Origin of the sequence: Streptomyces sp. NBC_00354, from assembly GCF_036106915.1 — a bacterium.
Taxonomy (GTDB): domain Bacteria; phylum Actinomycetota; class Actinomycetes; order Streptomycetales; family Streptomycetaceae; genus Streptomyces.
In genome coordinates this window covers 6847139-6870000 of the sequence record NZ_CP107983.1, presented here as the reverse complement: position 1 = coordinate 6870000, position 22862 = coordinate 6847139, and the positions used below count along the sequence as shown (strand labels likewise).

18 protein-coding genes (1 of these 18 cut by a window edge) are annotated in these 22862 nt (G+C 74.5%); 9 read left to right on the top strand and 9 right to left on the bottom strand.

All coding sequences use genetic code 11. The annotated features are described in order from the left end of the window. A protein-coding gene (locus OHT74_RS31550; protein ID WP_328622032.1) for a PTS sugar transporter subunit IIA crosses the window boundary here: on the top strand, nucleotides 1-157 show its final stretch. It extends 293 nt beyond the left edge of the window; 157 of the gene's 450 nt are visible here — the last part of the coding sequence; its start codon lies beyond the left edge, outside the window; its stop codon occupies nucleotides 155-157. Nucleotides 158-231: 74 nt separating this feature from the next. Beyond that, complete coding sequence (ptsP, locus tag OHT74_RS31545; protein ID WP_266669103.1) at nucleotides 232-1902, top strand: phosphoenolpyruvate--protein phosphotransferase; 1671 nt, start codon at nucleotides 232-234, stop codon at nucleotides 1900-1902. Nucleotides 1903-1972: 70 nt separating this feature from the next. Here the strand turns inward: ptsP and OHT74_RS31540 are convergent, their stop codons facing one another. Both OHT74_RS31540 and OHT74_RS31535 read right to left on the bottom strand, forming a co-directional pair. Beyond that, nucleotides 1973-2941 (bottom strand): hypothetical protein, encoded by a 969-nt coding sequence (locus tag OHT74_RS31540; protein WP_443047600.1) that lies wholly within the window; start codon nucleotides 2939-2941, stop codon nucleotides 1973-1975. A 64-nt stretch (nucleotides 2942-3005) separates the two neighbouring features. After that, on the bottom strand, nucleotides 3006-4988 hold the full coding sequence (locus tag OHT74_RS31535) for an acetoacetate--CoA ligase (RefSeq protein ID WP_328622031.1): 1983 nt from the start codon (nucleotides 4986-4988) through the stop codon (nucleotides 3006-3008). Between the two features lie 190 nt (nucleotides 4989-5178). Here OHT74_RS31535 and OHT74_RS31530 point away from each other — a divergent pair, with 190 nt between their 5' ends. Beyond that, on the top strand, nucleotides 5179-7683 hold the full coding sequence (locus OHT74_RS31530; protein ID WP_328622030.1) for a glycoside hydrolase family 31 protein: 2505 nt from the start codon (nucleotides 5179-5181) through the stop codon (nucleotides 7681-7683). Between the two features lie 76 nt (nucleotides 7684-7759). Next, nucleotides 7760-8338, top strand: coding sequence for a hypothetical protein (locus tag OHT74_RS31525; RefSeq protein ID WP_328622029.1), 579 nt, complete (start codon nucleotides 7760-7762; stop codon nucleotides 8336-8338). A 65-nt stretch (nucleotides 8339-8403) separates the two neighbouring features. Here the strand turns inward: OHT74_RS31525 and OHT74_RS31520 are convergent, their stop codons facing one another. Further along, nucleotides 8404-8916 carry an NUDIX domain-containing protein gene (locus OHT74_RS31520; protein WP_328622028.1) on the bottom strand — a complete coding sequence of 171 codons (513 nt, stop codon included), beginning with the start codon at nucleotides 8914-8916 and terminating at the stop codon, nucleotides 8404-8406. Between the two features lie 29 nt (nucleotides 8917-8945). On the opposite strand from OHT74_RS31520, the gene OHT74_RS31515 reads away from it, so the two are divergent. Genes OHT74_RS31515 through OHT74_RS31500 form a run of 4 tightly spaced genes read left to right on the top strand, consistent with a single transcriptional unit; the run spans nucleotide 8946 to nucleotide 11739 of the window. After that, nucleotides 8946-9638 carry a M15 family metallopeptidase gene (locus OHT74_RS31515; RefSeq protein ID WP_443047599.1) on the top strand — a complete coding sequence of 231 codons (693 nt, stop codon included), beginning with the start codon at nucleotides 8946-8948 and terminating at the stop codon, nucleotides 9636-9638. 48 nt (nucleotides 9639-9686) lie between these two features. Further along, entirely contained in the window at nucleotides 9687-10046 is a 360-nt protein-coding gene (locus OHT74_RS31510; protein ID WP_328622027.1) for a DUF962 domain-containing protein, read from the top strand. A 41-nt stretch (nucleotides 10047-10087) separates the two neighbouring features. Further along, nucleotides 10088-10552, top strand: coding sequence for a Zn-ribbon domain-containing OB-fold protein (locus OHT74_RS31505; RefSeq protein WP_266669092.1), 465 nt, complete (start codon nucleotides 10088-10090; stop codon nucleotides 10550-10552). Beyond that, nucleotides 10549-11739 (top strand): lipid-transfer protein, encoded by a 1191-nt coding sequence (locus OHT74_RS31500; protein ID WP_266669090.1) that lies wholly within the window; start codon nucleotides 10549-10551, stop codon nucleotides 11737-11739. Before OHT74_RS31505 ends, OHT74_RS31500 begins: the two co-directional genes overlap by 4 nt. Before the next feature lie 257 nt (nucleotides 11740-11996). Here OHT74_RS31500 and OHT74_RS31495 read toward each other — a convergent pair whose 3' ends face one another. Genes OHT74_RS31495 through OHT74_RS31480 form a run of 4 tightly spaced genes read right to left on the bottom strand, consistent with a single transcriptional unit; the run spans nucleotide 11997 to nucleotide 16308 of the window. Continuing rightward, complete coding sequence (locus OHT74_RS31495; protein WP_389593545.1) at nucleotides 11997-12623, bottom strand: GTP-binding protein; 627 nt, start codon at nucleotides 12621-12623, stop codon at nucleotides 11997-11999. Beyond that, entirely contained in the window at nucleotides 12604-13068 is a 465-nt protein-coding gene (locus OHT74_RS31490; RefSeq protein ID WP_266669086.1) for a DUF742 domain-containing protein, read from the bottom strand. Before OHT74_RS31490 ends, OHT74_RS31495 begins: the two co-directional genes overlap by 20 nt. Before the next feature lie 10 nt (nucleotides 13069-13078). Next, the gene (locus OHT74_RS31485; RefSeq protein ID WP_266669084.1) at nucleotides 13079-13516 is read right to left on the bottom strand and encodes a roadblock/LC7 domain-containing protein; all 438 of its coding nucleotides are present in this window, start codon (nucleotides 13514-13516) and stop codon (nucleotides 13079-13081) included. Continuing rightward, nucleotides 13513-16308 (bottom strand): sensor histidine kinase, encoded by a 2796-nt coding sequence (locus OHT74_RS31480; protein ID WP_328622026.1) that lies wholly within the window; start codon nucleotides 16306-16308, stop codon nucleotides 13513-13515. The genes OHT74_RS31485 and OHT74_RS31480 overlap by 4 nt, the downstream gene beginning before the upstream one ends. A 347-nt stretch (nucleotides 16309-16655) precedes the next feature. On the opposite strand from OHT74_RS31480, the gene OHT74_RS31475 reads away from it, so the two are divergent. Further along, on the top strand, nucleotides 16656-17147 hold the full coding sequence (locus tag OHT74_RS31475; RefSeq protein WP_267000655.1) for a hypothetical protein: 492 nt from the start codon (nucleotides 16656-16658) through the stop codon (nucleotides 17145-17147). Nucleotides 17148-17165: 18 nt separating this feature from the next. Here OHT74_RS31475 and OHT74_RS31470 read toward each other — a convergent pair whose 3' ends face one another. After that, nucleotides 17166-21845: a hypothetical protein gene (locus OHT74_RS31470; protein ID WP_328622025.1), complete on the bottom strand. Its 4680-nt coding sequence runs from the start codon at nucleotides 21843-21845 to the stop codon at nucleotides 17166-17168. 76 nt (nucleotides 21846-21921) lie between these two features. Beyond that, entirely contained in the window at nucleotides 21922-22824 is a 903-nt protein-coding gene (locus tag OHT74_RS31465; protein ID WP_328622024.1) for a hypothetical protein, read from the bottom strand. Nucleotides 22825-22862: the final 38 nt, after the last annotated feature.

Here is a 22862-nt window from a genome sequence, read left to right as displayed (position 1 = left end):
TCAGGCCGTCATCCGCTGGAACCCGCGGGCCGTCGAGGAAGCCGGCAAGTCCCCGATCTGCCCGGTCGTGGCGCTCGAGGCCACCGCCGACTCCCTCGGCGGCGTGAACGAGGACGGCGACGTCAAGGCCGGGGACGTTCTCTTCAGCTGGCAGTGAGCGTCCGCCCCATACGGGCGGGTCGGACATCCACCGCGGCGGCTGGGCCCGCCGCTCAATCGGAGACGGGTGAAATGGAGACAACGCTGCGAGGCGTCGGCGTGAGCCACGGGGTGGCGATCGGCGAGGTGCGGCACATGGGCACGGCGGTTCTCGAGCCGCCGGCCAAGCAGATCACCGCGGACGAGGCGGAGCGCGAACAGGGGCGCGCCCGCAAAGCCGTGGAGGCTGTATCCGCCGACCTGATCGCGCGCGGCCAGCTGGCCGGTGGCGAGGCTCAGCACGTGCTCGAGGCCCAGGCGATGATCGCCACGGACCCCGAGCTGATGGCGGACGTGGACCGGCGCATCGCTGTCGGCAGCACGGCGGAGCGCGGGGTGTACGACGCGTTCGCCTCGTACCGCGACCTGCTCGCGGGGGCCGGGGAGTACATGGCAGGCCGGGTGGCCGACCTGGACGACGTGCGGAACCGGATCGTGGCGCGGCTGCTCGGCGTGCCGATGCCGGGTGTGCCGGACAGTGACGAGCCGTACGTGCTGATCGCGCGGGACCTGGCTCCCGCCGACACCGCACTGCTCGACCCGGCGCTCGTCCTCGGCTTCGTGACCGAGGAAGGCGGCCCGACCAGCCACAGCGCGATCCTCGCGCGGGCGCTGGGCGTGCCGGCGATCGTGGCGCTGCCGGGTGCCGGTGAGATCGCCGAGGGCACGGTCATCGCCGTCGACGGCAGCACCGGTGACCTGTTCGTCGAGCCGACCGCCGAGAAGCGGGCCGAACTGGAGGCCGCGGCCGCCGAGCGCAAGGCCGCTCTCGCGGCCTCGTCCGGTCCGGGTGCGACCTCCGACGGTCACAAGGTGCCGCTGCTGGCCAACGTCGGCGGTCCGGCGGACGTGCCGGCGGCCGTGGAGGCCGGGGCCGAGGGTGTGGGCCTGTTCCGTACCGAGTTCCTGTTCCTGGACGACAGCAAGAGGGCGCCGTCCGAGGAGAAGCAGATCGAGTCGTACCGCAAGGTGCTCGAGGCCTTCCCCGAGGGTCGTGTCGTCGTACGCGTCCTGGACGCCGGTGCCGACAAGCCGCTGGAGTTCCTGACGCCGGCCGACGAGCCGAACCCGGCGCTGGGCGTGCGCGGTCTGCGGTCGCTGCTGGACCACCCGGACGTGCTGCGCACGCAGCTCACCGCGCTGGCCAAGGCGGCCGAGGGGCTGCCGGTCTACCTCGAGGTCATGGCCCCGATGGTGGCGGACCGGACCGACGCGAAGGCGTTCGCGGACGCGTGCCGCGAGGCCGGGCTGAAGGCGAAGTTCGGCGCGATGGTGGAGATCCCCTCCGCCGCGCTGCGGGCGCGCTCGATCCTTCAGGAGGTCGAGTTCCTGTCGCTGGGCACCAACGACCTGGCCCAGTACGCGTTCGCCGCCGACCGTCAGGTCGGTGCGGTGTCGCGGCTGCAGGACCCGTGGCAGCCGGCGCTGCTCGACCTGATCGCCATGTCGGCCGAGGCCGCCAGGGCGGAGGGCAAGAGCTGCGGCGTCTGTGGTGAGGCTGCTTCCGATCCGCTGCTGGCCTGTGTGCTGACCGGTCTGGGTGTCACCTCTCTGTCGATGGGTGCCGCTTCGATTCCCTACGTGCGGGCGACGCTCGCCAAGTACACGATGGCCCAGTGCGAGCGTGCCGCTGCCGCGGCGCGTGCGGCGGACAGCGCCGAGGAGGCCCGCGTGGCCGCTCAGGCGGTGCTGTCCGGCGAGTAGCCGGGCAGGGTGTTGTCGATCGAGGGGCCTTCGCCGGTGGCGGGGGCCCCTCGGTCGTCTGCGGATCGGCCTAGTGGTGCGGGGTGGGGCCGTCCACCTCGTAGCCCGGGCAGTATTCGACGCCGGACTCGGGGGCCACGGGGTCCCCGGTGTCGGCGTCGGTGCAGTAGGCGTTGAACACTGCCGCCGCGGAGAGCGGGACCAGGCGCCCGCGGTCGAGGCGCCAGCCGTGGACCCGGTCGCGGAAGCCCTCGGTGGTGCTGCGCAGCACCAGTCCCCCGGGGCCGCCGAGGGCGAGGCCGGCGGCGAGGACCGTCACGAAGTCGAGGCCTTCCCGGCCCTCGATGCGCGCAGGGCCGTCCGGGTTCTCGGTGACTTCGGCGTGCAGGACGGCGAGGAGCTGTTCGTCCTGGGTCGGGACGCTGCACACGAGGTGGTGCTGGCCGGGTCCGGCGCCGTCGACGAGGCGGGTGAGCGTCTCTGCGGCCCGGGTGAAGGAGGCCTGGCCGATGTCCTCGCCGCAGTCGGCGCAGTTTCCGACGCCGGCGAGCAGGGAGGTGGCGTACTCCCAGGTGGCCTGCCGGACGGCCTCGTCTACGAGGAGTGGGACGAGTTCGTCGATGGGCTGGCCGGTGTAGGGCAGTAAGGCGCCGGCGCCGGCCAGTTCCGCGGTGAAGCGGGTGCGGGCTGCGGCGGTGTCCGGGTCGATGCCGTGTTGCGTGCAGAACTCGGCGTACTCGTCGGGGTCGAAGAGGGCGACGGTGGTGTGGATGCCTTGGGCCGCGAGGGACCGGAGCAGGCTCTCGACGTGGCGGAGGTAGTCGCTGTAGTCGTCGTGGTGGTCGAAGGTGAAGCTGCGGTAGCCGCGCATGGCCGCGAAGTCCCCTGCGTCGGCCAGGAGGCCGACGGTGCTGGGGACTTCGCGGCGCAGCATGCGGCGCCGGGCGGTGCGGCCGGCCGTACGACCGGTGGTGGGACCGGTCGGGTCGCTGGTCGGGTCGCTGGTGGTGCGGCCGTTGTGGTGGCGCGTCCGTGGCATGGCTTCCCCCTGAGTGGCGCATTCAATTGCTCACTCACAGTAACTAGAGCCACTGACAGTGACCTCAGCTGCGGGTGCGGGTGCGGCCCAGCTCCTCGTAGAAGGGCAGGAGGTCGATCTGGTCGACCGAGCCGGGGTTGACCGCCTTCGCCATGGGCGTGCCCTGGAGGAGGCGCTTGACCGGGACCTCGATGCGCTTGCCCGTGAGGGTGTGCGGGATGCCCGGGACCTCGATGATCTCGTCGGGGACGTGGCGCGGGGAGAGCTCCGCGCGGATCGTCGCCTTGATGCGGCCGCGGAGGTCGTCGTCGAGAGTGGCGCCGGGTGCGAGATGGACGAACAGCGGCATCCAGTAGCCCCCGTCCGGCTCCTCCAGGCCGATCACGAGGGACTCCTTGATCTCAGGGAGCCGTTCGACGGCCTCGTAGATGTCGGCGGAGCCCATCCGGACGCCCTGCCGGTTGAGGGTGGAGTCGGAGCGGCCGTGGATGATCACCGAGCCGTGGTCGGTGATCGTGATCCAGTCCCCGTGGCGCCAGATGCCCGGGAACATCTCGAAGTAGCTGTCGCGGTAGCGGCCGCCGTCCGGGTCGTTCCAGAAGTGGATCGGCATGGAGGGCATGGGGTTGGTGACGACCAGCTCGCCGACCTCCCCGGTCAGCGGCTTGCCGGACGGGTCCCAGGACTGCAGGTCGGTGCCGAGGCAGGCGGCCTGGAGCTCGCCGATGTGGACGGGGAGGGTGGGGACGGCGCCGGCGAAGCAGCTGCAGACGTCGGTGCCGCCGCTGACGGAGGCGATCCAGAGGTCTTCCGCCACCTCGTCGTGGAGCCAGCGGAAGCCGTCGGGCGGCAGCGGCGAACCCGTGGTCGCCACGCACTTCACGGCGGAGAGGTCGAAGTCGCGCGCGGGGTGCACGTCCGCCTTGCGGCAGGCCATGACGTACGCGGCGGAGGTCCCGTACAGGGTGGCCTTGGTCCGCTCCGCGATCCGCCACTGGGCCCCGGTGTCGGGGTAGCCCGGGCTGCCGTCGTACAGGACGACCGTCGTACCGGTCAGCAGGCCGGAGACGAGGAAGTTCCACATCATCCAGCCGGTGGAGGTGTACCAGAAGAACCGGTCCTCGGGGCCGAGGTCGCAGTGCAGGCCGAGCTGCTTCAGGTGCTCCAGGAGGATGCCGCCCTGGGACTGCACGATCGCCTTGGGCAGGCCCGTCGTACCGGAGGAGTACAGCACCCAGAGCGGGTGGTCGAAGGGGACGGCCTCGAAGACCGGCTCGACGGCGGCGGAGGTCAGGTCCGACCAGGCGAGGGCGCCCTCGGGGGCCGCCGTACCGAGCAGCGGGATGTGGACGACCGCGCGCAGCGAGGGGAGCTCGGCGCGCAGTTCGGCGACGGTGTCGCGGCGGTCGTGCTCCTTGCCGCCGTAGCGGTAGCCGTCGACGGTGAACAGGACCACGGGCTCGACCTGCTGGAAGCGGTCGAGGACGCTGCGGGCGCCGAAGTCGGGGGCGCAGGAGGTCCACACGGCGCCGACGGCGGCGGTGGCCAGGAGCGCGGTGACGGCCTCGGGGATGTTGGGGAGGTAGCCGCTCACCCGGTCGCCGGGGCGTACGCCGAGGGCGCGCAGCTCTGCGGCGAGTGCGCCGACCTGGCGGCGGAGCTCGGCCCAGGTCACGGGGGTGGCTTCGTGGGTCTCGTCGACGTACAGCAGGGCGGCGTCGTCCGCGCGCGCCGGGTCCTCGGCGGCGCGCAGGGCGTGCTCGGCGTAGTTGAGCTCGGCACCGGTGAACCAGCGCGCGCCCGGCATGGAGCGGTCCGCGAGGACGGATTCGTACGGGGTGGTGAACCTGACCTCGAACCACTCGGCGACGGCCTGCCAGAAGGTGTCGAGCTCATCGACGGACCAGCTGTGCAGCGCGGGGTAGCCGCCGTCCGCGGGGGCGCCGAACCGCTCCGCGGCCCAGGCCTGGAACGCGGTGATGCGGGCCGCGGCGATGCGGTCCGGGCCCGGGGACCAGAGGGGTTCCGGCGGGGTGGCTGAGGTCATGGGTCGGCTCCCGGTCAAGTCTGCGGCTCGCGCGTGGTGTGCGTACGGTGCCATCGCGCGGTGGGTGTGCGCGCGGCGGCTCACAGGGACCATGCCATGCGATCTAGATCCGCACCAGAGGGGTCATGGACGAGTGAACGGAAGTTGAACGCAGCCCGCTCGCCCGGCGGCCGGTGGCAGGGTGAGCAGCATGAACGGTCGCGATCTGGTGCGTGCGGTGAAAGAGATCGGTACGGAGCGCGGACGGCGCGCGTGGCGCTCGGCCTGGCGCCACCGGCGCGCGGACGCGGTGGGGCTCCCGCGCCGGGGCGCGGAGCGGGCCCGCGTGCCGGGTCTGCTGACCGGTACGCAGCCGCGGCCGGGCGGCGGGGTGCTGAGGTTCGCCCGGTCGGAGCTGCTCGTACGGGTCACGGCGGGCGGCGCGGTGTTCTGGGGCTGGGACGGGGCCGGGCCGACGCCCTCGTACGCGCTGGTCGGCGGCGGCCCAGAGCCCGATCCGCGGGCCGTGCTGGAACCGGACACCGGTGGCGGCTGGCGGGTGGTGTCGGAGCGGGTGACGGTGGCGGTGTCACGACACGGGGCGGTCGAGGTGCGCACGCCGGGCGGGACGGTGCTGCGCCGGGAGCTGCCGCCGCGCTGGTGGGAGCCGGCGGAGCCGGTCGCCGGGGAGCCGGTCGAGTCGCGGTGGCTGCAGCGGGCCGAGGTGCCGGCGGACGCCCGGTTCTTCGGGCTGGGCGGACGGGCCGGCGGGCCGCGGCTGCGGGACGGGGTGTACCGGCTGTGGAACACGGACCCCAAGGGCGGCTTCGGGCCGGGAGACGATCCGCTGTACATCACGATGCCGGTGCAGATGGTGGTCGCGGACGCGGGGACCCACCTGGTGTTCCACGACAACTCCTGGGACGGCCGGGTGGCGCTGCGCGAGGGCGAGGAGGGTGCCGGCTCGGGGGCGGACCGGCCGGGGTCGAGCGAGCTGCGCATGGAGGGCGGGCCGCTCAGGTGCTGGGTGCTGGTGGGGACGCCGGCGCGGGTGCTGCAGGGCTGGTCGGGGCTGACGGGCGGGGCCGCCGTACCGCCCGAATGGGCGCTCGGGTACCAGCACGCGCGGTGGGGGTTCGGGAGCGCGCAGGAGGTGCGGCGGGTGGTGTCGGGCTACACCGCGCGCGGGCTCCCGCTGTCGGCCGTGCACCTGGACATCGACCACTACGACGAGCACCGTGTGTTCACGGTCGACAAGGAACGGTTCCCCGATCTGCCGGGGCTGGCGCGGGAGCTGGCGGAGCAGGGCGTACGGCTCGTCTCGATCGTCGACCCGGCGGTGAAGGCGGGCGACGCCGTCCACGCGTCGGGCCGCGCGGTGGGGGCGGGCGGGGCCTTCGTACGGGATGCGCAGGGGCGGGAGGTGCGGGGCGAGGTCTGGCCCGGTGAGTGCGCGTACCCGGACTTCACGGATCCGGCGGTGCGCTCGTGGTGGGGCGGGCTGTACGCGGAGCGGCTGGCGCAGGGCTTCTCCGGGGTGTGGCACGACATGAACGAACCGGTGTCCTTCGCGCCGTTCGGGGACATGACGCTGCCCCGTTCGGCGCGGCACGCGATGGACGGCGCGGGCGGGGACCACCGGGCCGCGCACAACGTGTACGCGCTCGGGATGGCGCGGGCGGGCTGGGAGGGGCTGGTGCGGCTGCGGCCCGACGAGCGGCCGTTCCTGTTCTCCCGGTCGGGGTGGGCGGGGATGCAGAGGTACGGGGGCACCTGGTCCGGGGACGTGGAGACCGGCTGGGAGGGGCTGCGGGCCTCGCTCGCGCTGGTGCTGGGGCTCGGCCTGTGCGGGGTGCCGTACTCGGGCCCGGACGTCGGCGGTTTCGGGGGCTCGCCCTCGCCGGAGCTGTATCTGCGGTGGCTCCAGCTGGGGTCGTACCTGCCGCTGTTCCGGACCCACTCGGCGATCTGGGCCGGGCGGCGCGAGCCGTGGGAGTTCGGGGCGGAGGTGGAGGAGCAGGCGCGGGCCGTACTGGCGGAGCGGGAGCGGCTGAGGCCGTACTTCCTGACGCTGGCCCAGCTGGCGCGGCGGACGGGGGCCCCGTACGTACGGCCGCTGTGGTGGGGGGCGCCGGAGGACCGGGCGCTGCGGGACTGCGAGGACGCCTTCCTGCTCGGCGACGCGCTGCTGGTGGCGCCGGTGCTGGAGTGCGGGGCGGACCGGCGGGCGGTCCGGCTGCCCCGGGGGCGGTGGTACGACACCGCGACCGGTGCGGCGTACGAGGGCCCCGGGCAGATCCTGCTGGACGCCCCGCCGGGCCGGATCCCGGTGCTGGCCCGGGCGGGGGCGGTACTGCCGGTCCGCCGGCCCGGTGAGGGCGGGGCGGCCCTGGAGGTCTGGGCTCCGGCGCGGGGGCGCACGGGTGGCGGGGTGGTGATCCGGGACCCGGGGCCGGGCTTCGGGCCGGGCGAGGTCGAGCGGTACACGGTGCGGTGGCTGGCGGACGCGGTGGTGGTGGAGAACGAGGCCGGGGAGCCCGTGGAGGGGGTGGAGGTACGGGGACTCGACCGCGAGGGGGCGACCGGGGCGGGATCCGGGACGGCTTCCGGGGCGGGTCCCGGCTCGGCATCCGGCTCGGCATCCGGCTCGGCTGCCGCATCAGGTTCCGGGGCCGCTTCCGGGGCGCATTCCAGCGCGGATGCAGGTCCCCTCTAGGCCGCCGGGGGATCCTGCCCTGTGCGGCGGCGGCCGACCTTGCTGCCGTCGGAGCCGTTCGTTCAGGGGGTTTGTGATGGTCTTGGCGAGCCCGGCCGACCCGACGAGGTCTGCGCGGGCCTACGCGCCCGAGCTGCCGGCGCTGCGCAGACCGCGCCGGTGGGACATCGCGCCGGGAGCAGAGGTCGTGGGCGCATGCCAGCTGCTCCTGGCGTGGGGGCTGGTCGTCGCCACGCAGGAGGCGTCCCCGGTCGGATCCCTGGTGATGCTCGGGGTCGGATCGGTCGCTGCGGTGGCGGTGGGATTCCTGCACGGGCTGCTGCTCGTCAAGCCGCTGGCGCTCCTCGGGCGCCTGACCGCCCGTCTGACGGCATGGCCTGAGCCGGTCGCGGTCCTGGTCCTGCTGGTACCGGTCTCGGGGCCGCCGGCGCTGCTGGCGCACGGGTGGCTGCGCGACCACGTCGCGTCGGCTCCCGGGTCCGGAGCGGTCTGGGCGTGCACGGTGGCGAGCGCGGTGCTCCCGATGGTCGCGGGGGCGTGCTTCCGGGCCCGGCCGGTGCCGTTGAAGGCGCTGTGGGGGCGGGGTCTGACGGTGACGGCGGCGGCCGTCTCGGTGGTGACGATGGCGGGCTTCGTGATGGACCTGGGGGTATGAGCGGCGGCCGCCCGGCCGGCATCCCGCCGGGCCCGGCCTGTACCCCCTGTACCCCTCGCCCGCCGTCAATCGCCGTAGCGTCCCGCGAACCACGCCGCCGCAGCCTGGGTGTGCAGCGGGAACGCCAGCTGCGTCGGGGTGCGCAGGACGTGCCAGCCCGTGGTCTCGTCCGTCGGGGCCGACGGTGGCAGGGATGCCGTCGGGCGCAGCGGCAGCAGGCCGAAGAGCAGCAGGTGGCCCGCGGGGGAGCTCATCGCGTCGGCCAGGACGACCTCCGAGGCCGGAGCGCGGATGCCCGTCTCCTCGCGCAGCTCGCGGACGACCGCGTCGCGCCAGTCCTCGCCGAAGTCCATGAAGCCGCCCGGCAGGGCGACGCCGCCGAGGGCCGGCTCGATGGTGCGGGTGATCACCACGAGACCGGTGCCCGCCTCGTCCTCGACCGGGAGCAGCGTGACGGCCACCGGGAGCGGGTTGCGGTACGTGACGGCGCCGCACGAGGCGCACGTACGGGGCCAGGCGGTCGTGTCGAACAGCGAACCGCAGGTGGAGCAGTGCGAGTCCCTCGGCTGTACCTGCATGCCGTGATGATATGCCAAGGGGTATGAGGATGACTGCAGTTGCGGGAGTCATGGGCTGTGCGGCGATGCTCGCCGGCGGCGGCACCGGGCACTGGGCGCCGCCCGGGTTCGTGGCGCTGGCCGAGGTCGATCCCACCATCGGCCAGGACATCAGGTACGCCACCGCGGACAATTTCACCGGCGCGGTCGTGGACGGGTACGAGGAGCCCGTCTGCCTGCTCGCCCGCCCCGCCGCCGAGGCGTTGCGCCGGGCCCAGCGGGAGCTGTTGCCGCGCGGGTACTCGCTGACGGTCTACGACTGCTACCGGCCGCAGCGCGCGGTGGACCGCTTCGTACGGTGGGCGGCGGATCCGCTGGACCAGTCCACGAAGGCGGAGTTCTATCCTGACGTCGACAAGGAGCGGCTGATTCCCGACGGGTACATCGCCGAGAAGTCCGGGCACAGCCGCGGGAGTACCGTCGATGTGACGCTGGTGCGGCTGCCGCTGCGGCGGCCCGTCGACATGGGGACCCCGTTCGACCGCTTCGATCCGCTCTCGCACACCGACAACCCCAGGATCACGGGCGCCGCCCGCGCCAACCGGAAGCTGCTGGGGCAGACGCTCGCCGCGCAGGGCTTCGTGAACCTGCCCGAGGAATGGTGGCATTTCACGTTCAAGCCCGAGGCCTTTCCCGATTCCTCCTTCGACTTCCCGGTCTCTGTCGCCTCGGTCCGGCCGTGAGTACCGTGCCCGCATGACTTTCCCTTCTCCCCCGGCTACCGCTGGGAGGTGCCCCCAGAGGAGTTCTGGCCCTACTACGTCGCCATGCACTCCCGCGCCGCCACCCGCTGGGTCCACCTCACCGGCACCCTGACCGGGCTCGCCCCCACCGCGTACGGCCTGGCGCGCGGCCGCAAGCGCCATCTCGCCGCGCTCCCCCTCATCGGGTACGGGACCGCCTGGCCCGCGCACTTCCTGATCGAGAAGAACAACCCGGCCACGTTCGGACATCCGGCGTGGTCGCTGCGCGGGGACGCGCAGATGATCCGGATGATGCTGGCCGGGCGGGACGCGGAGCCGGCCGAGATCGCGCAGAAGTGGCTTGCCGAGAACCCGTGCCAGGGCTGCCCGCCCGTGACAGACTCCTGACGATCCGTCAGATTGCTGTGACTGGCTAGGGAGGGGTTCCCTTGGGACGCGCACGCACCCCCGTCGTGAGCGGGTGGTTCACCGAGGACGGACCGGACGGCGGCGGCTTCCGGCTGCTCGGCACCCGGTGTTCCGCCTGTACCGCGGTGTTCTTCCCGCGCGAGGACGCGTACTGCCGCAATCCGCACTGCCCCGGCGGCGGCGAGCTCGCCGAGGTGCCGCTCTCCCCCCGCGGGCGGGTGTGGTCCTTCACCGACGGGCGGTACCGGCCGCCCGCGCCGTACGTCTCCGACCCGGACGCGCCCTGGGTGCCGTACACCCTGGTCGCGGTGGAGCTGGAGGCCGAGGGGATGGTCGTGCTCGGGCAGGCGGTTCCCGGGGTCACCGTCGCCGATCTGGCGGTCGGGATGGAGGTCGAGGTGGTCGGCGGCGTGCTGAACGAGGACGCGGACACCGGGACCGTGTGGACCACCTGGCAGTTCAGGCCGACGGGAGGCACCGCGTGAGCGCCGACATCGCCGTACTCGGGGCCGGGATGCACCCCTGGGGCAAGTGGGGCCGCAGCTTCGTCGAGTACGGGCGGGCCGCGGCCCGGACCGCGCTCGCCGACGCCGGGCTGGAGTGGGCCGACGTCCGGTCGATCGTCGGCGCCGACACCGTGCGCTCCGGCTATCCCGGCTATGTGGCCGGCGCTACCTTCGCGCAGGCCCTGGGCTGGCAGGGCGCGCGGGTGACCAGCGTGTACGCGGCCTGCGCCTCCGGGGCGCAGGCCATCGGGGCGGCGCGGGCGCAGATCCTGGCCGGGCTGGCCGACGTCGTCCTGGTGGTCGGCGCGGACGCGGCGCCCAAGGGGTTCTTCGCCCCGGCGGGCGGGGACCGGCCGGACGATCCGGACTGGCTGCGGTTCCGCGTGCTGGGCGCCACGAACCCGGCGTACTTCGCCCTGTACGCGCGCCGCCGGATGGCCGTGTACGGGGACACGCTCGAGGACTTCGCGCAGGTGAAGGTCAAGAACGCCGCGGCCGGCACCCTCAACCCGCACGCCCGCTACCGCAAGCCGGTCACGGCCGACGAGGTCGCGCAGTCGGCGGTCGTCGCCGATCCGCTGCGGCTGCTCGACATCTGCGCCACCTCGGACGGGGGCGCGGCGCTGGTCCTGAGCAGCATGGACTTCGCGCGCTCGCGCGGGGTCGCCGATCCGGTGCGGATCCGGGCGGTGTCGACGGTGACGCCTACGTATCCCCGTACCGTCCTCGACCTCCCGGACATCGCCACCGACTCGGTGACCGCCGTACGGCCGGCACCGGGCTCGTTCCGGGCATCGATCGCCCGTGCCGCGTACGAGGAGGCCGGGCTCGGGCCCGGGGACCTCTCGCTCGCCGAGGTGTACGACCTCTCCACCGCCCTGGAGCTGGAGTGGTACGAGGACATCGGCCTGTGCGCCGAGGGCGAGGGGGCCAAGCTCGTACGGGAGGGCGCGACGGCGCTCGGCGGGCGGGTGCCGGTGAACGCCAGCGGCGGGCTGGCCTCCTTCGGGGAGGCGGTGCCGGCGCAGGCGATCGCCCAGGTGTGCGAGCTCACCTGGCAGTTGCGCGGTACGGCCGGGGACCGGCAGGTGCCGGGGGCCCGGGCGGGGATCACCGCGAACCAGGGGCTGTTCGGGCACGGATCGGCCGTCGTCGCGGTGCGGTGAGGATGCCGGCGGAGGTGGCGCCGACGGCTACGCCGGGGTGACGGCGGCGGCCGGGCGCGGACCCTGAACAGGGGCTGTTGTCCGAACGCTTGACGGCCCCCGGCGGCAGGTTCACACTCGCTCCACAGTCCCGCGCCGCGTACGACGCCGCGACCGGGGCCCTCCGTCCCCCCATGAGAGCTGCGGCCCGTACCCCAGTCGGCGGGGGTGCGGGCCGCCTCCTGTGCGCCCGGCCCCCGGGGCCCGCAGACCGCTGCTCAGCTCCCGGCGGTCAGGCTCCGGCGCCGGGCCCGCGCCAGCGACATCGCGTGTTCCACGACCCCGACCAGCACGTCCTTCACGGACTCCCGGTCCCGGGCGTCGCACAGCAGCACCGGCACCTCGTGATCGAGGTCGAGCGCCTCCCGTACGGTCACCACCGGATGGCGATCGGCCCCGTCGAAGCAGTTGACGGCCACGACGAACGGGATCCCCCGCCGCTCGAAGTAGTCGACGGCGGCGAAGCAGTCGGCGAGGCGGCGGGTGTCGGCGAGGACCACGGCGCCGAGCGAGCCCTGGGCCAGTTCGTCCCACAGGAACCAGAAGCGGTCCTGTCCGGGCGTGCCGAACAGGTACAGGACGAGGTCCTCGCGCAGGGTGATGCGCCCGAAGTCCATCGCCACGGTGGTGGTGGACTTGCCCTCGACTCCCCCGGTGTCGTCGATGCCGACGCCCGGCTCGGACAGCAGTTCCTCCGTCCGCAGCGGTCTGATCTCGCTCACCGCACTGACCAGGGTGGTCTTGCCCACCCCGAAGCCGCCCGCGACCAGGATCTTCAGGGTCAGCGGCTCGACCGGCGACACGGCATGCATGGCACCGGTGCGGCTAGAGCGCCCGAAGGCCATCGATCACCTCACGCAGAATGGATTCATCGGGCAGTTCGGCCGGCGGTACCGGCCGGGTCACATGGACCAGTTCGTCGTCGACCAGGTCCCCGATCAGGACCCGTACGACCCCGACCGCGAGGTCGAGTTCGGCCGCGAGCTCGGCGACCGACTGCGGGCGCTCCCGGCACAGCCCGAGGATGTGGGCGTGTTCCGGGGACAGGGTCATGTCCCAGACCGGATCGTCGGCCGCCGGTTCGGCGACGACGAGCGCGATCAGGTCGAGCCGGTGCTGGCCGGCGTGGCTGGTCCGGCCGCGGGTCATGGCGTACGGGCGGACGACGGGGCCCGCTTCGTCGTCGAACCAGTGCGGGTGGGCGGGTTCCTGCGGTGCCCCGTTCGTGCCGGGGGCGCCCGCGGGGTGGTCCGGGCGGTGGTCCGGGCGGTGCCGGCCTGGATCGCTCATACGGTCCGCCTCACCCTCCGGATGGCTGCCCGGAGCGGGGAGCGGTCGCCAGGTGGTCGCCTACCCGCTTGACCATGAGGGTCATCTCGTACGCGACCTGCCCGACGTCGGAGTCGGCGTCGGAGAGCACGGCCAGGCAGCTGCCGTCACCGGCGGCCATGACGAAGAGGAAGGCCTCGTCCAGCTCGACGACGGTCTGGCGGACGCTGCCGGACTCGAAGTGCCGGCCGACGCCCTTGGCCAGGCTGTGGAAGCCGGAGGCCACGGCGGCCAGGTGCTCGCTGTCCTCGCGGGTCAGGTCCTTGGAGCTGCCGGTGGGCAGGCCGTCGCCGGAGAGGACCACCGCCTTGCGGATGCTGCCGACCCGGTCGACGAGCTCGTCGAGGAGCCAGTTGAGCGGACCGGAGCCGCGGCCCCGGGTGTCGTTGCCGGTCTGCGGTGCGGTCATCGGCCGTCCCCCTCGTTCTCGGATCCGGGACCGGTGGTGGCGGAAGTGCCTGTCCCGGTCCCGGACTGCTGCTGTGCCTGCTGCTTGCGGCCCGCCGTCCAGCCGCGCTGGAGTGCGGTCATGCGCGTACGTACGTCTTCCGCGTCGCGGTGGACCACGGGGTCCGCGGCGGCTTCGGCGGGTGCGGGGGCCGGGGTGTTCCTCAGCTGGGGCGCCAGGCTGGCCTGGCGGACGCGCTTGGGCAGCCCGCCGGGGCCCTTGGCGGGGGCGCCGCCGGGCTGGGCCGCACCGGGCGCAGCCGGGCCGGGGCGGGCGCCCGGATCCGGGTCCGGCGCGGGCTGCGGGACCGCGGACACCGGGCGGGGCTCGACGCGGCGGCCGTGCTCGGCGACCAGCGTCGGGGTGGGCCTGCGGCGCGGGAGCGGTACGGCGCCCGGGGACCGGGGCCCGTCCGGGCGGGCGCTGCGGATCGCCTCGGGGCGGTGGCTGTCGAGGCGGACCGGGCCGGTGGGGGCCTGCGGCTCCCGGTCGCGGTCCCGGCCGCCCTTCCGGTCGGTGTGCGGCCGGTCCGCCGGGCGGAGCCCCAGCAGGGCGCTGCGCGGGGTGCCGTTCGGCGGGGTCTCGTCGTCGAGCGTGGCCATGGCGGGGCGGCCGCCGACGCCGGTGAGCCCGGTGAGCCCGGTGGTGACCTCGTCCAAGGCGGCCGGGTCGTCGAGGCCGTCCAGCCCGAGCACGCCGAGCGGGGCCTCCAGTTCGACGGGGCCGCGCAGTTCGGGGGCCGGCAGCTGCCGGCCGGCCGGGGCGCGCTCCACGGCGACCGGGGCGGGCCGGGCGGGGCCCTGGCCGTTCGGCCGGCCTCCCTTGCCGTCGCCGAGGCGCAGGCCGGTGCCGTTGGTCTCGGGGGCTTCGGTGAGCAGGGCCGCCGGGAGGAACACCACGGCGGTGGTGCCGCCGTACGGGCTGGGCTGGAGGACGACCTTGACGCCGTGGCGCTGCGCGAGGCGGCTGACGACGAACAGGCCGAGGCGGTCGGTGTCGGAGAGCTCGAACTCGGGGGTCTCGGCGAGCCGGAGGTTCGCGTCGAGCAGTGCCTCGGGGTTCATGCCGAGGCCGCGGTCGTGGATCTCGAGGGTGAAGCCGTTGGCGACGCGCTCGCCGTGCACCTGGACGGCGGTGTGCGGCGGGGAGAACACGGTGGCGTTCTCGAGGAGTTCGGCGACGAGGTGGGTGACGTCGGCCACGGCGGGGCCTGCGATGCCGAGCCGCGGCAGCCTGCGTACCTCGATGCGCTCGTAGTCCTCGACCTCGGCGACGGCGGCCCGTACGACGTCCATGAGCTGGACGGGCTTGCGCCACTGGCGGGAGGGGGCGGCGCCGGAGAGGATCACGAGGCCCTCGGCGTGGCGGCGCATGCGGGTGGTCATGTGGTCGAGGCGGAAGAGGTCGGCGAGCTCCTCGGCGTCCTCGGTGCGCCGCTCCATGGTGTCGAGCAGGGTCAGCTGGCGGTGCAGCAGGACCTGGTTGCGGCGGGCCAGGTTGACGAATACTTCGGAAACACCGCGACGCAGCTCCGCCTGTTTGACGGCGGCCTCGACGGCGGCGCGCTGGAGGGTGTTGAGGGCCTGGCCGACCTGGCCGACCTCGTCCTTCTCGTACTCCAGGCGCGGGGCCTCGGTCTCGACGTCCACGTGTTCGCCGGCGGCGAGGCGGCGCATCACGGCGGGCAGCCGGACGCCGGAGACCTCGTGGGCCTCCTTGCGGAGCCGGGACAGGTCGCGGACGAGGTCGCGGCCGATGCGCACGGAGAGGACGACGGAGACGACGAGGGCGATGAAGCCGAGGACGCCGGCGATGGCCGCCTGGACCAGGACGTCCATGGCGACGGGTTCGACGCGCTTCTGGTAGCGGTCGCCGGCTGCCGTGCCCATGGTGGCGAGGTCGTCGAGGACCTTGTTCGCGGCCTCGTCCCACTGGGCGGCGGTGATGCGCGGGTTCTTGCCGGCGCCGCCGGAGAGGAACCGCTCCTCGGCGTCGCGCAGCGGCTTGGTCTCGGGGTTGCTCCAGTACTGCTCGAACAGCTCGCGGTCGTCGGCCGGGAGGATCGCGAGGTTGAACTCGTAGAGCAGGGTGCGGTTGGCGGCGAAGTCGGAGACGTGCCGGATGTCCGCGGCGCTGACGTTGCGGGCGGCGAGGGCGGCGGCGATGACGGCGTCCTCGCGGGAGAGCGTCTCGCGGGCGCGGGTGATGCCGACGAGGGCGCGGCCCTGCTTGTCCATCTCCACGTTCTCGAGAGCGTGGAGGTTCATGAGGAACTCGTAGCAGGGGTCGACGAGCCGGCTGTAGAGCTCCAGCGCCTGGCTGGGGTCGAGGGTGTTCTGGTCGACGGAGCGGCGCAGTGCGCCGATGCCGTGGAAAGCGTCGAGGATGGAGTCGAGGCGCTGGGCGGCCGCCGGGGCCAGCTCGTCGGCGACCTCGGGGTCCTTGGCGTTCCGGCCGATCCGGTCGACGATCTCGTCGGTGGCGGCGCGGCGCTTGGCGAGTTCGGCGGTCGCGGTGGAGGCGCGGGGGTCGCCGAGGACGACGAGGGTCTGGCGGCGTTCCTTCTGGATGACGCGGACGACGTCCTCGACGGGGTAGCCGACCTTGTCGATGACGTAGGCGACGTCGAGGAGCTGGACGGCCTGGCGGCCGGTGATCACGGTCGCGAAGCCCCAGAGGGCGGTGAGGGAGATGAGCGGCACAAGGAGCAACGCCACGATCTTCCGGCGGATGGACTTCCCGCGAAAGCGCATGGCCTCCCCAGCCTCCCCCAGCTCAACCCCGTTGTCGGGGGTCGGTGTTCCGTCATTTAAACGGCGTGAGCCTACTACTGCCGGGGAGCGGGTTCGAAGGCGTGTCCGGACATTTTCGGCCGGACGCCCGGGCGTAGATCACGAGTTGTCCGACACATCCGGTCAAGAGCGGCCCGTTATGTGGCAGATGACACTTGGTGGGGTGTGAGTTCCCGCAACCCGATGGATGGCTGGAATTCTTCGTTCCGGGATGGGCAGGTGCTGGGGAGGAGTCCGGGATACGGGAATCTCTCGGCGACGTCGAACGTCTACCTGTTCGAGGGGATTCGTCGGGGCGGGAGCGTGCGATGGGGATCTACGAGGACACCGGCGCGGCGGTGGGCGCGCCGGGGCGGTCGCTGTGGGAGGAAGAGCCGGCCCGGCGGCGCAGGATGCCGGACCCGGTGCGGGACTCGGCGGTGCGGGCGGTGCTGATCGTGGCCGTCACGCTGACCGAGGCGACGGTCACCTTCTTCCTCATGCTCACCGGCTCATGGCTGGCCCTGCCGATGGGGATCGGCGCGATAGCCGGGACGGTCGTGGCCACCTGGGGCGTGCTGGACGTGCTGATCACCCGGCAGATGTGGAACCAGCGGTACGGGGTGGTGTCGGAGCCGAGCAGCACGGCGCGGGACCGCCGGCGCGAGCGGCGCCGGGCCCGCCGGGAGGCGCGCGCCGAGGCGGCCGGCGGGACGGATCGAATACGTCTGCGGGGCGGCGCGGGCGCGGGCACCCGGCCGGCTGTGTGGCCGCCTCCGGGCGCGGACAGGCGCTACCAGGCGAGCTCGGGCCGGGGCTGACCCGTACGGGGGCTGCGGTCAGGAACCGACCGTGGAGCGGCGGAACATGCGGGTCGCCGTGATCTCGCCGTGAATGGTCTCCTCCTCCGCGAACTGCTGGGGCAGGCCCGGGCGCAGGTGCTCCTCGACGCTGATGTACTTCAGGCCCGCCCGCAGGTCCGCGTCGTTGCGAAGCCGGATGACCAGCGGGAACTCGGCGAGGGCCGTGGTGTCGAACAGGCCCGTCGTGTAGAGCAGCTGGACGCCGAGCGCGTCGGACACGGCCCGCTGGAGTTCCAGCAGGTACGTGGCGTTCGCGCGCCCGATCGGGTTGTCGAGGAACAGCGTGCCCGCGTGGCGGTGCTTGTCGCGGCCGCGGTCGTTGCTGCGCAGCGCCGCCATCGTGCAGTACAGGGCGATCGCGGCGGTCAGCAGCTGGCCGCCGGAGAAGACATCGCCCATCTGGCCGACCGGTACGCGCTCGGCGCGCAGCACCGCGTCCGGCTTGAGGATCTCGACCGAGATGCCCTTGGGCTCCAGGGCCGCCTGGACTCCGCGCAGCAGCAGCGACATGCCGTCGCGGCGGCCCTCGCCGAAGGACGCGCTGCTGTTCTTCTTCACGGCCGCGCGGGTCGCCTCGTCGATGACCTCGCCGAGGCGCTCCGTGAGGGTGGCCTGGTCCGGCTCCTCGAAGCGGATGCGCACGAACTCCTGGCCCGACCACTCCCCCAGCCCCTCGGGGAGCTGGGAGAGCCGCTGGGCGGAGCGCAGGGTGGCCAGGGCGGACTCCACCAGTCCGCGCAGCCGGTCGACGATGCTGTCGCGGTTGCGCTCGAGCTGGGCCAGCTCGTCGGTGAGGACGCGCAGCCGGGGTGCGAATGCCGCGGCCCAGGCCGCGGCGTGCTCGGGCAGGGCGGAGGCGGGCAGTTCGCGGATCTGCTGGCGCGCGGGGGTGCGTACCTGCTCGTAGCGGTTGGCGTTGGCGTGGCGGACCAGGATGTCGCTCGCCTCGCGGACCGCCGACTCGGCGGCCGAGAGATCGGCCGCGCAGCCGCGCAGGGAGCGGCGGGCCTCGGCGGCGGACTGCCGGGCCTCCTCCAGCGTGCCCGGGTGGGCCGCCGGCTCCTGCTCGTCGTCCTGGTGGGCGTGGTCGCGCAGCAGGTCCCGCAGCATCGCCGCGGTCTCGTCGAAGCCTCCGGCGCCGTCCTCGGCGGCGCGGTGGGCGCGCAGCAGGTCGGCGTGGGCGGCCCGGGCGGTCTCCACGGCCGCGGTGAGCGCGGCGAGCTGGGCGGTGGCGGTGCGCAGGAAGGCCTGGGCCTGTTCGACGTCGCCGGGGATCAGCTCCTCGGGCAGGTCGGTGTGCGCCTCGCCCTCGGTGGGGGCGTGCCGTTCGGCCTCGCCGCGCAGCCGGCCGAGCTGCTCGCTGGCGACCTGCGCGCGGGTCTCCAGCATCTGCACGAGGGACTCGGCGCGGGCTGCGGCCGCCTGGCGGGAGGGCCCGTCGGCGCCGTCGGTGCCCTCGAGGAGCTGGGCGGCGCGGGTGCGGACCTTGTTGGTGAGCCGGTCGAGCTCGGCGAGGGCGGCGCTCTCGGCGCTCTCGGCGCGGGCCTGCTCGGCGCGCAGGTCAGCGCCGACGCCGACCTTCTCGTACAGCTGGGAGGCGGCCCGGTAGGCCTCGCGGAGGTCGGGCAGCGGCGCCTTGGCCGCGCCGTCGTCCTCGGGCAGCGCCTCGGGGGCGCCGGCGATCTCGGCACGCTCGGCGCGCAGCGCGCGGGCGGTACGGCGGGCGTCGTCGGCGGCGCGCTGGGCTGCGCGGCGGTCCTCGTCGGCGGCGCGGGCCCGGTCCAGGCAGACCTCGGCGCGGGCCTCGGACTCGGCCGCCTCGTCGGCGAGTTCGCGGACCTTGGCCTGCCAGCCGGCGCGCTCGCGCAGGCGGAAGGCGAGCCCGGCGAGGGCGTCGGCGGCGCGGCGCGCCCGCTGGGCGGTCTCCTGGCGCTCGTCGCGGACGCGGGCGGCGTCGGCGGCGGCCTCGTCGGCTTCGGCGCGTACGGTACGGGCCTCCGCCAGCTCGGCGTCGGCCTCCTCGGCGAACGCACGGGCGGCCTCGGCCTGGTGCGCCAGCTCGGCGAGGCGGCCGGGCGGGCAGCCGGTACGCCAGGAGGCGAGGCGGGCCGCGAGCTCGCGGTCCCCGGCGAGGCGGGTGGCCAGGTCGCGGATCTCGGTGTCGCGGGCGGTGGCGCGGGTGCGCAGCGCCTGGCGCTCCTCGTCGGCGGCGTGCTCGTCGTGCATGGCCGGGTTCGGCGGTACGAGGAAGACCCCGGTGTCGCTCTCCGCCGCGGGCGGTACGGGCGCCAGCAGGGCGGCTGCCGTACCGACGGCGACGGTGGAGCGGGGCAGCAGGGCGGCGCCGGAGAGGACCTCGCGGGCCCGGGAGTGGGTGTCGGGGTCGGTGATGACGACGCCGTCGACGAGCTCGGGGCGGGCGGCGAGGACTGCGGCGTGGTCGGCGGGGTCCACGGACTGGGCAAGGTAGCGCCAGCCGGGCAGGGCCGGGATGCCGTGTTCGCCGAGGTACTCGACGGTGGCGAGGACGTCGGGGCCGGGCGGCAGCAGTCCGCCGTCGCCGAGCGCGCCGAGGATGCGGGCGTCGTCGGCGGCGGCGGTGCGCAGCTCGAACAACTGGCGCTCGGCCGAGGCGACTCCGCGGGTGAGCAGTTCGCGCAGGTCGTCGGCGTTCCGGTCGAGGTCGTCCACGGTCAGCCCGCCGGGGGCGTCGGTGCCCGCGCCTGCGGTCGGGGCCGGTTCGTCTCCGCCGGAGCCGTGCGCGGCGCCGGGGGTGCCCGTACGGGGGTGGGGGAGGAAGGTTTCGGGGACCGGCGGGAGGCCCAGGAGCTCCGCCAGGCGGGGGGAGGCGGCGAGGGAGGAGGCCGCCCGGTACTCGGCGTCGTGCGCGGCCTCGGCCGCGTCGGCGGCGTCCGCGGCCCGGGCCGCGGTGAGTTCGGCGCGGGACTCCGCGGCGGCCGCCTCGCGGGCGGCGTCGGCGGTGGTGCGGGCGGCGTCGCGGGACGCGTCCCAGGCGGCCACGGCGGTCTTCTCCGCGTCGGACGCGGCCAGGGCCGCCCGCGCCGGGTCCGCGTCGGGCGCCGAGTCGTCGAGCCAGCCGGCCCGGACGGCCTCGGCGGTCTCCTGCTGGACCTCGGCGAGCCGGGCCCGCAGGTGTTCGGCCTCGCTGCGGGCGCGCTGGGCTGCCGTGGCTGCGGCGGTGGCATCGCGGTGGGCGGCCTCGCCCGCCTCCTGGAGGCCGGCGGACCGCTCCTCCTCCTCGTTGGCGACCCGCTCCCCGTTCTCGGCGGCGGTGTGCAGGGCCCGTACGAGCGCGGCGGCGGCCGTGGCGCGCGCGGCCAGCGCCGGGGCGGCGTCGCGCTCGGCCTCCAGGATCGCGGCGGCGACCCGGGCGGAGCGGTCGGCGGCGGCGCGGTGGCGCAGCACGATCTCGGCGGCCTGCCACGCGGAGTGCAGGGTGCGGGCTTCGAGGAGCTCGCGGCGCTGGGCCGCGGCGGCCTTGTCCGCGACGGTCAGCGCCAGCGAGGCGTGCCGGTAGGCGAGTTCGGCGGAGACGGCGGCGCTGCGGGAGCGCGCGGACTCGGCGGAGGTGACCCCGTGGGCGGCGCCGGTGACCCGCTGGGCCAGGTCGGCCGCGCGGCCGCGCTCCTCGGCGGCGCGGGCGGACAGCCGCCGGGCGAGGGTCCGCGTACGGCGTTCCGCGCCCGCGTGGACGTCGCGGAGCCGGGAGCGGGTCTCGGCGGCCTCGACGATCTTGGTGAGCAGGTCCACCGAGCCGGCGGTGAAGTCCCGTTCGGCCATCAGCTCGGCGCGGCGGCCGAGCTTGTTGCCGAAGCCGTGGACGAGGTCGGCGAGGCCGTCGGTGTCGCGGGTGTCGGTGACGGCGCGCAGCAGGAGGTCGGTGAAGTCGGAGTCCTTCTTGACCGCGAAGAGGCCGGCGGCCTCGCCCTCGTCGGCGTTCATCTCGCGCTGGTAGCGGAAGAGTTCGGGGTCGAGGCCGAGTTCGGTGAGGTGCTCGTTCCAGCGGTCGTGGATCTCCTCGAAGTACACCTCGAGGTGCGGGTACGCCTTGCCGGCCTCGGTGAGGGCGTCGCGGAAGCCCTTCATCGTGCGCCGCCGGCCCTGGGCGCCGGAGGCGCCTTCGACGGGCGGCCGGACGGCGGTGGCCTCGGCGACGGGGAGGTTGTCCAGGCTCAGGCCGGGGCCCGGACGGAAGGAGTACCAGGCCTCGGCGAACTTGCGCGGGTCGTTGGAGACCTGGCGCCCGCGCCACTCGCTGACCTTGCCGACGACCACGCACTCGCCGGTCTGGGTGTGCTGCCACTCCAGGGCCACGTGCCCGCAGTCGTCGGCGAGCAGGAACTTGCGCAGGACGCCGGAGCTGGCGCCGCCGAGGGTGTTGCGGTGGCCGGGCAGCATCACCGAGAAGATCAGCTTGAGCAGGACGGACTTGCCGCCGCCGTTCTCCAGGAAGAGCACGCCGGCGGGCGTGGGGCGACGCGGCGGGCCGGTGGGCTCGTCCTCGAAGAACTCCGCCTGGGCGGGCGCCGGGTGGGGCACCGGCTCGCCGACTCCGCGCAGGTCGAGCACGGTGTCGGCGTAGCGCGCACCGGCGGGCCCGATGGAGTAGAGGCGGATCCGGGACAGCTCGTACATGGCGGCGGACTCTCGTTGTTTCTCGGTGTGTCTCGGTACGTAGGGCAGGTCGGGCGGCGGTGCTCGGCGGCGGGACTCAGGCGTGGAAGGGCAGGCCTGCGTCGGCGGCGAGCTCCAGGTCGTCGCCCTCGGGCGGCGGGAGGAGGCTGGCGGAGCCGTCGCTGACGGGGACCACGCCGAGTTCCAGGAGCTCGGCCATGGCCGCGCTGCCCGCCATGTCGCGGACCTGGAGCTGGTAGCGGGGGGTGGTGCGGTAGGTACCGCCGGCGTCGTCGCCGGTGCGCTGGAGGAACCCGGAGTCGGTGAGGAAGGCGGCGGCCTTGCCGACGATGCCGGTGGTGGAGCCGGCGAGGCGGCGCGCGTCCTTGGTGGCGCCGGTCGCACTGCGGCGGGCGTAGACGCGCCAGGCGGCTTCGAGGCCGGGGGCGTCGGTGGCCGGGTCGGTGTTCTCGCCGAGCTCCGCGGCGCGCTCCTCGAGGCAGCGGCAGGTCTGCCGGACGAACGCGTCGACGCCGTTGACGGTGACGCGGCCGATGTAGCCGTCGTCGGCGAGGTCCTCGGGGCGGGGGAAGGCGAGGGCGGCGACGGCGAGATGGGCGAGGCCGTGCAGGAAGCGGTCGGCGGAGTCGGCGGTGGTGCGGCGGGCGTAGTCGCCCATCCGGACGGCGAAGACGGAGTCCTCGCCGGCGGCGACGGCCATGCCGGCGCGCGGGGACACCTCCAGGACGACGAGGCCGAGGCCGGTGGCGACGGCGTCGGCGAGGCGGCCGAAGGCCGGCTCCTCGCGGTAGCGGCGCAGCAGTTCGGCGTACTCGGCGTCCCGGGCGGGAAGCAGCTTTGGCTGCAGCCCGAAGGCGACCAGCCGGGCCGCGTCCGCGGCGTCGGCGGGGGTGACGGACCCTGCGGGGGCGGGCGCGACGGGAGCCGACGGCGCGTCGGGCTCGCTCCACGCGGGGTTCTCGGCGTGGTGGTCGCTCACGGGTACTGCCTCTCGTGGTGTGCGGTGGTTTCGGCGGC

What these genes read in the sequence shown, in the direction of transcription:
- OHT74_RS31485 (WP_266669084.1), bottom strand. Translation starts at nt 13,516, where the DNA reads ATGACCGCACCGCAGACCGGCAACGACACCCGGGGCCGCGGCTCCGGT.
- OHT74_RS31495 (WP_389593545.1), bottom strand. Translation starts at nt 12,623, where the DNA reads ATGGCCTTCGGGCGCTCTAGCCGCACCGGTGCCATGCATGCCGTGTCG.
- OHT74_RS31520 (WP_328622028.1), bottom strand. Translation starts at nt 8,916, where the DNA reads ATGCAGGTACAGCCGAGGGACTCGCACTGCTCCACCTGCGGTTCGCTG.
- OHT74_RS31475 (WP_267000655.1), top strand. Translation starts at nt 16,656, where the DNA reads ATGGGGATCTACGAGGACACCGGCGCGGCGGTGGGCGCGCCGGGGCGG.
- OHT74_RS31515 (WP_443047599.1), top strand. Translation starts at nt 8,946, where the DNA reads ATGACTGCAGTTGCGGGAGTCATGGGCTGTGCGGCGATGCTCGCCGGC.
- OHT74_RS31525 (WP_328622029.1), top strand. Translation starts at nt 7,760, where the DNA reads ATGGTCTTGGCGAGCCCGGCCGACCCGACGAGGTCTGCGCGGGCCTAC.
- OHT74_RS31530 (WP_328622030.1), top strand. Translation starts at nt 5,179, where the DNA reads ATGAACGGTCGCGATCTGGTGCGTGCGGTGAAAGAGATCGGTACGGAG.
- OHT74_RS31480 (WP_328622026.1), bottom strand. Translation starts at nt 16,308, where the DNA reads ATGCGCTTTCGCGGGAAGTCCATCCGCCGGAAGATCGTGGCGTTGCTC.
- OHT74_RS31535 (WP_328622031.1), bottom strand. Translation starts at nt 4,988, where the DNA reads ATGACCTCAGCCACCCCGCCGGAACCCCTCTGGTCCCCGGGCCCGGAC.
- ptsP (WP_266669103.1), top strand. Translation starts at nt 232, where the DNA reads ATGGAGACAACGCTGCGAGGCGTCGGCGTGAGCCACGGGGTGGCGATC.
- OHT74_RS31540 (WP_443047600.1), bottom strand. Translation starts at nt 2,941, where the DNA reads ATGCCACGGACGCGCCACCACAACGGCCGCACCACCAGCGACCCGACC.
- OHT74_RS31470 (WP_328622025.1), bottom strand. Translation starts at nt 21,845, where the DNA reads ATGTACGAGCTGTCCCGGATCCGCCTCTACTCCATCGGGCCCGCCGGT.
- OHT74_RS31490 (WP_266669086.1), bottom strand. Translation starts at nt 13,068, where the DNA reads ATGAGCGATCCAGGCCGGCACCGCCCGGACCACCGCCCGGACCACCCC.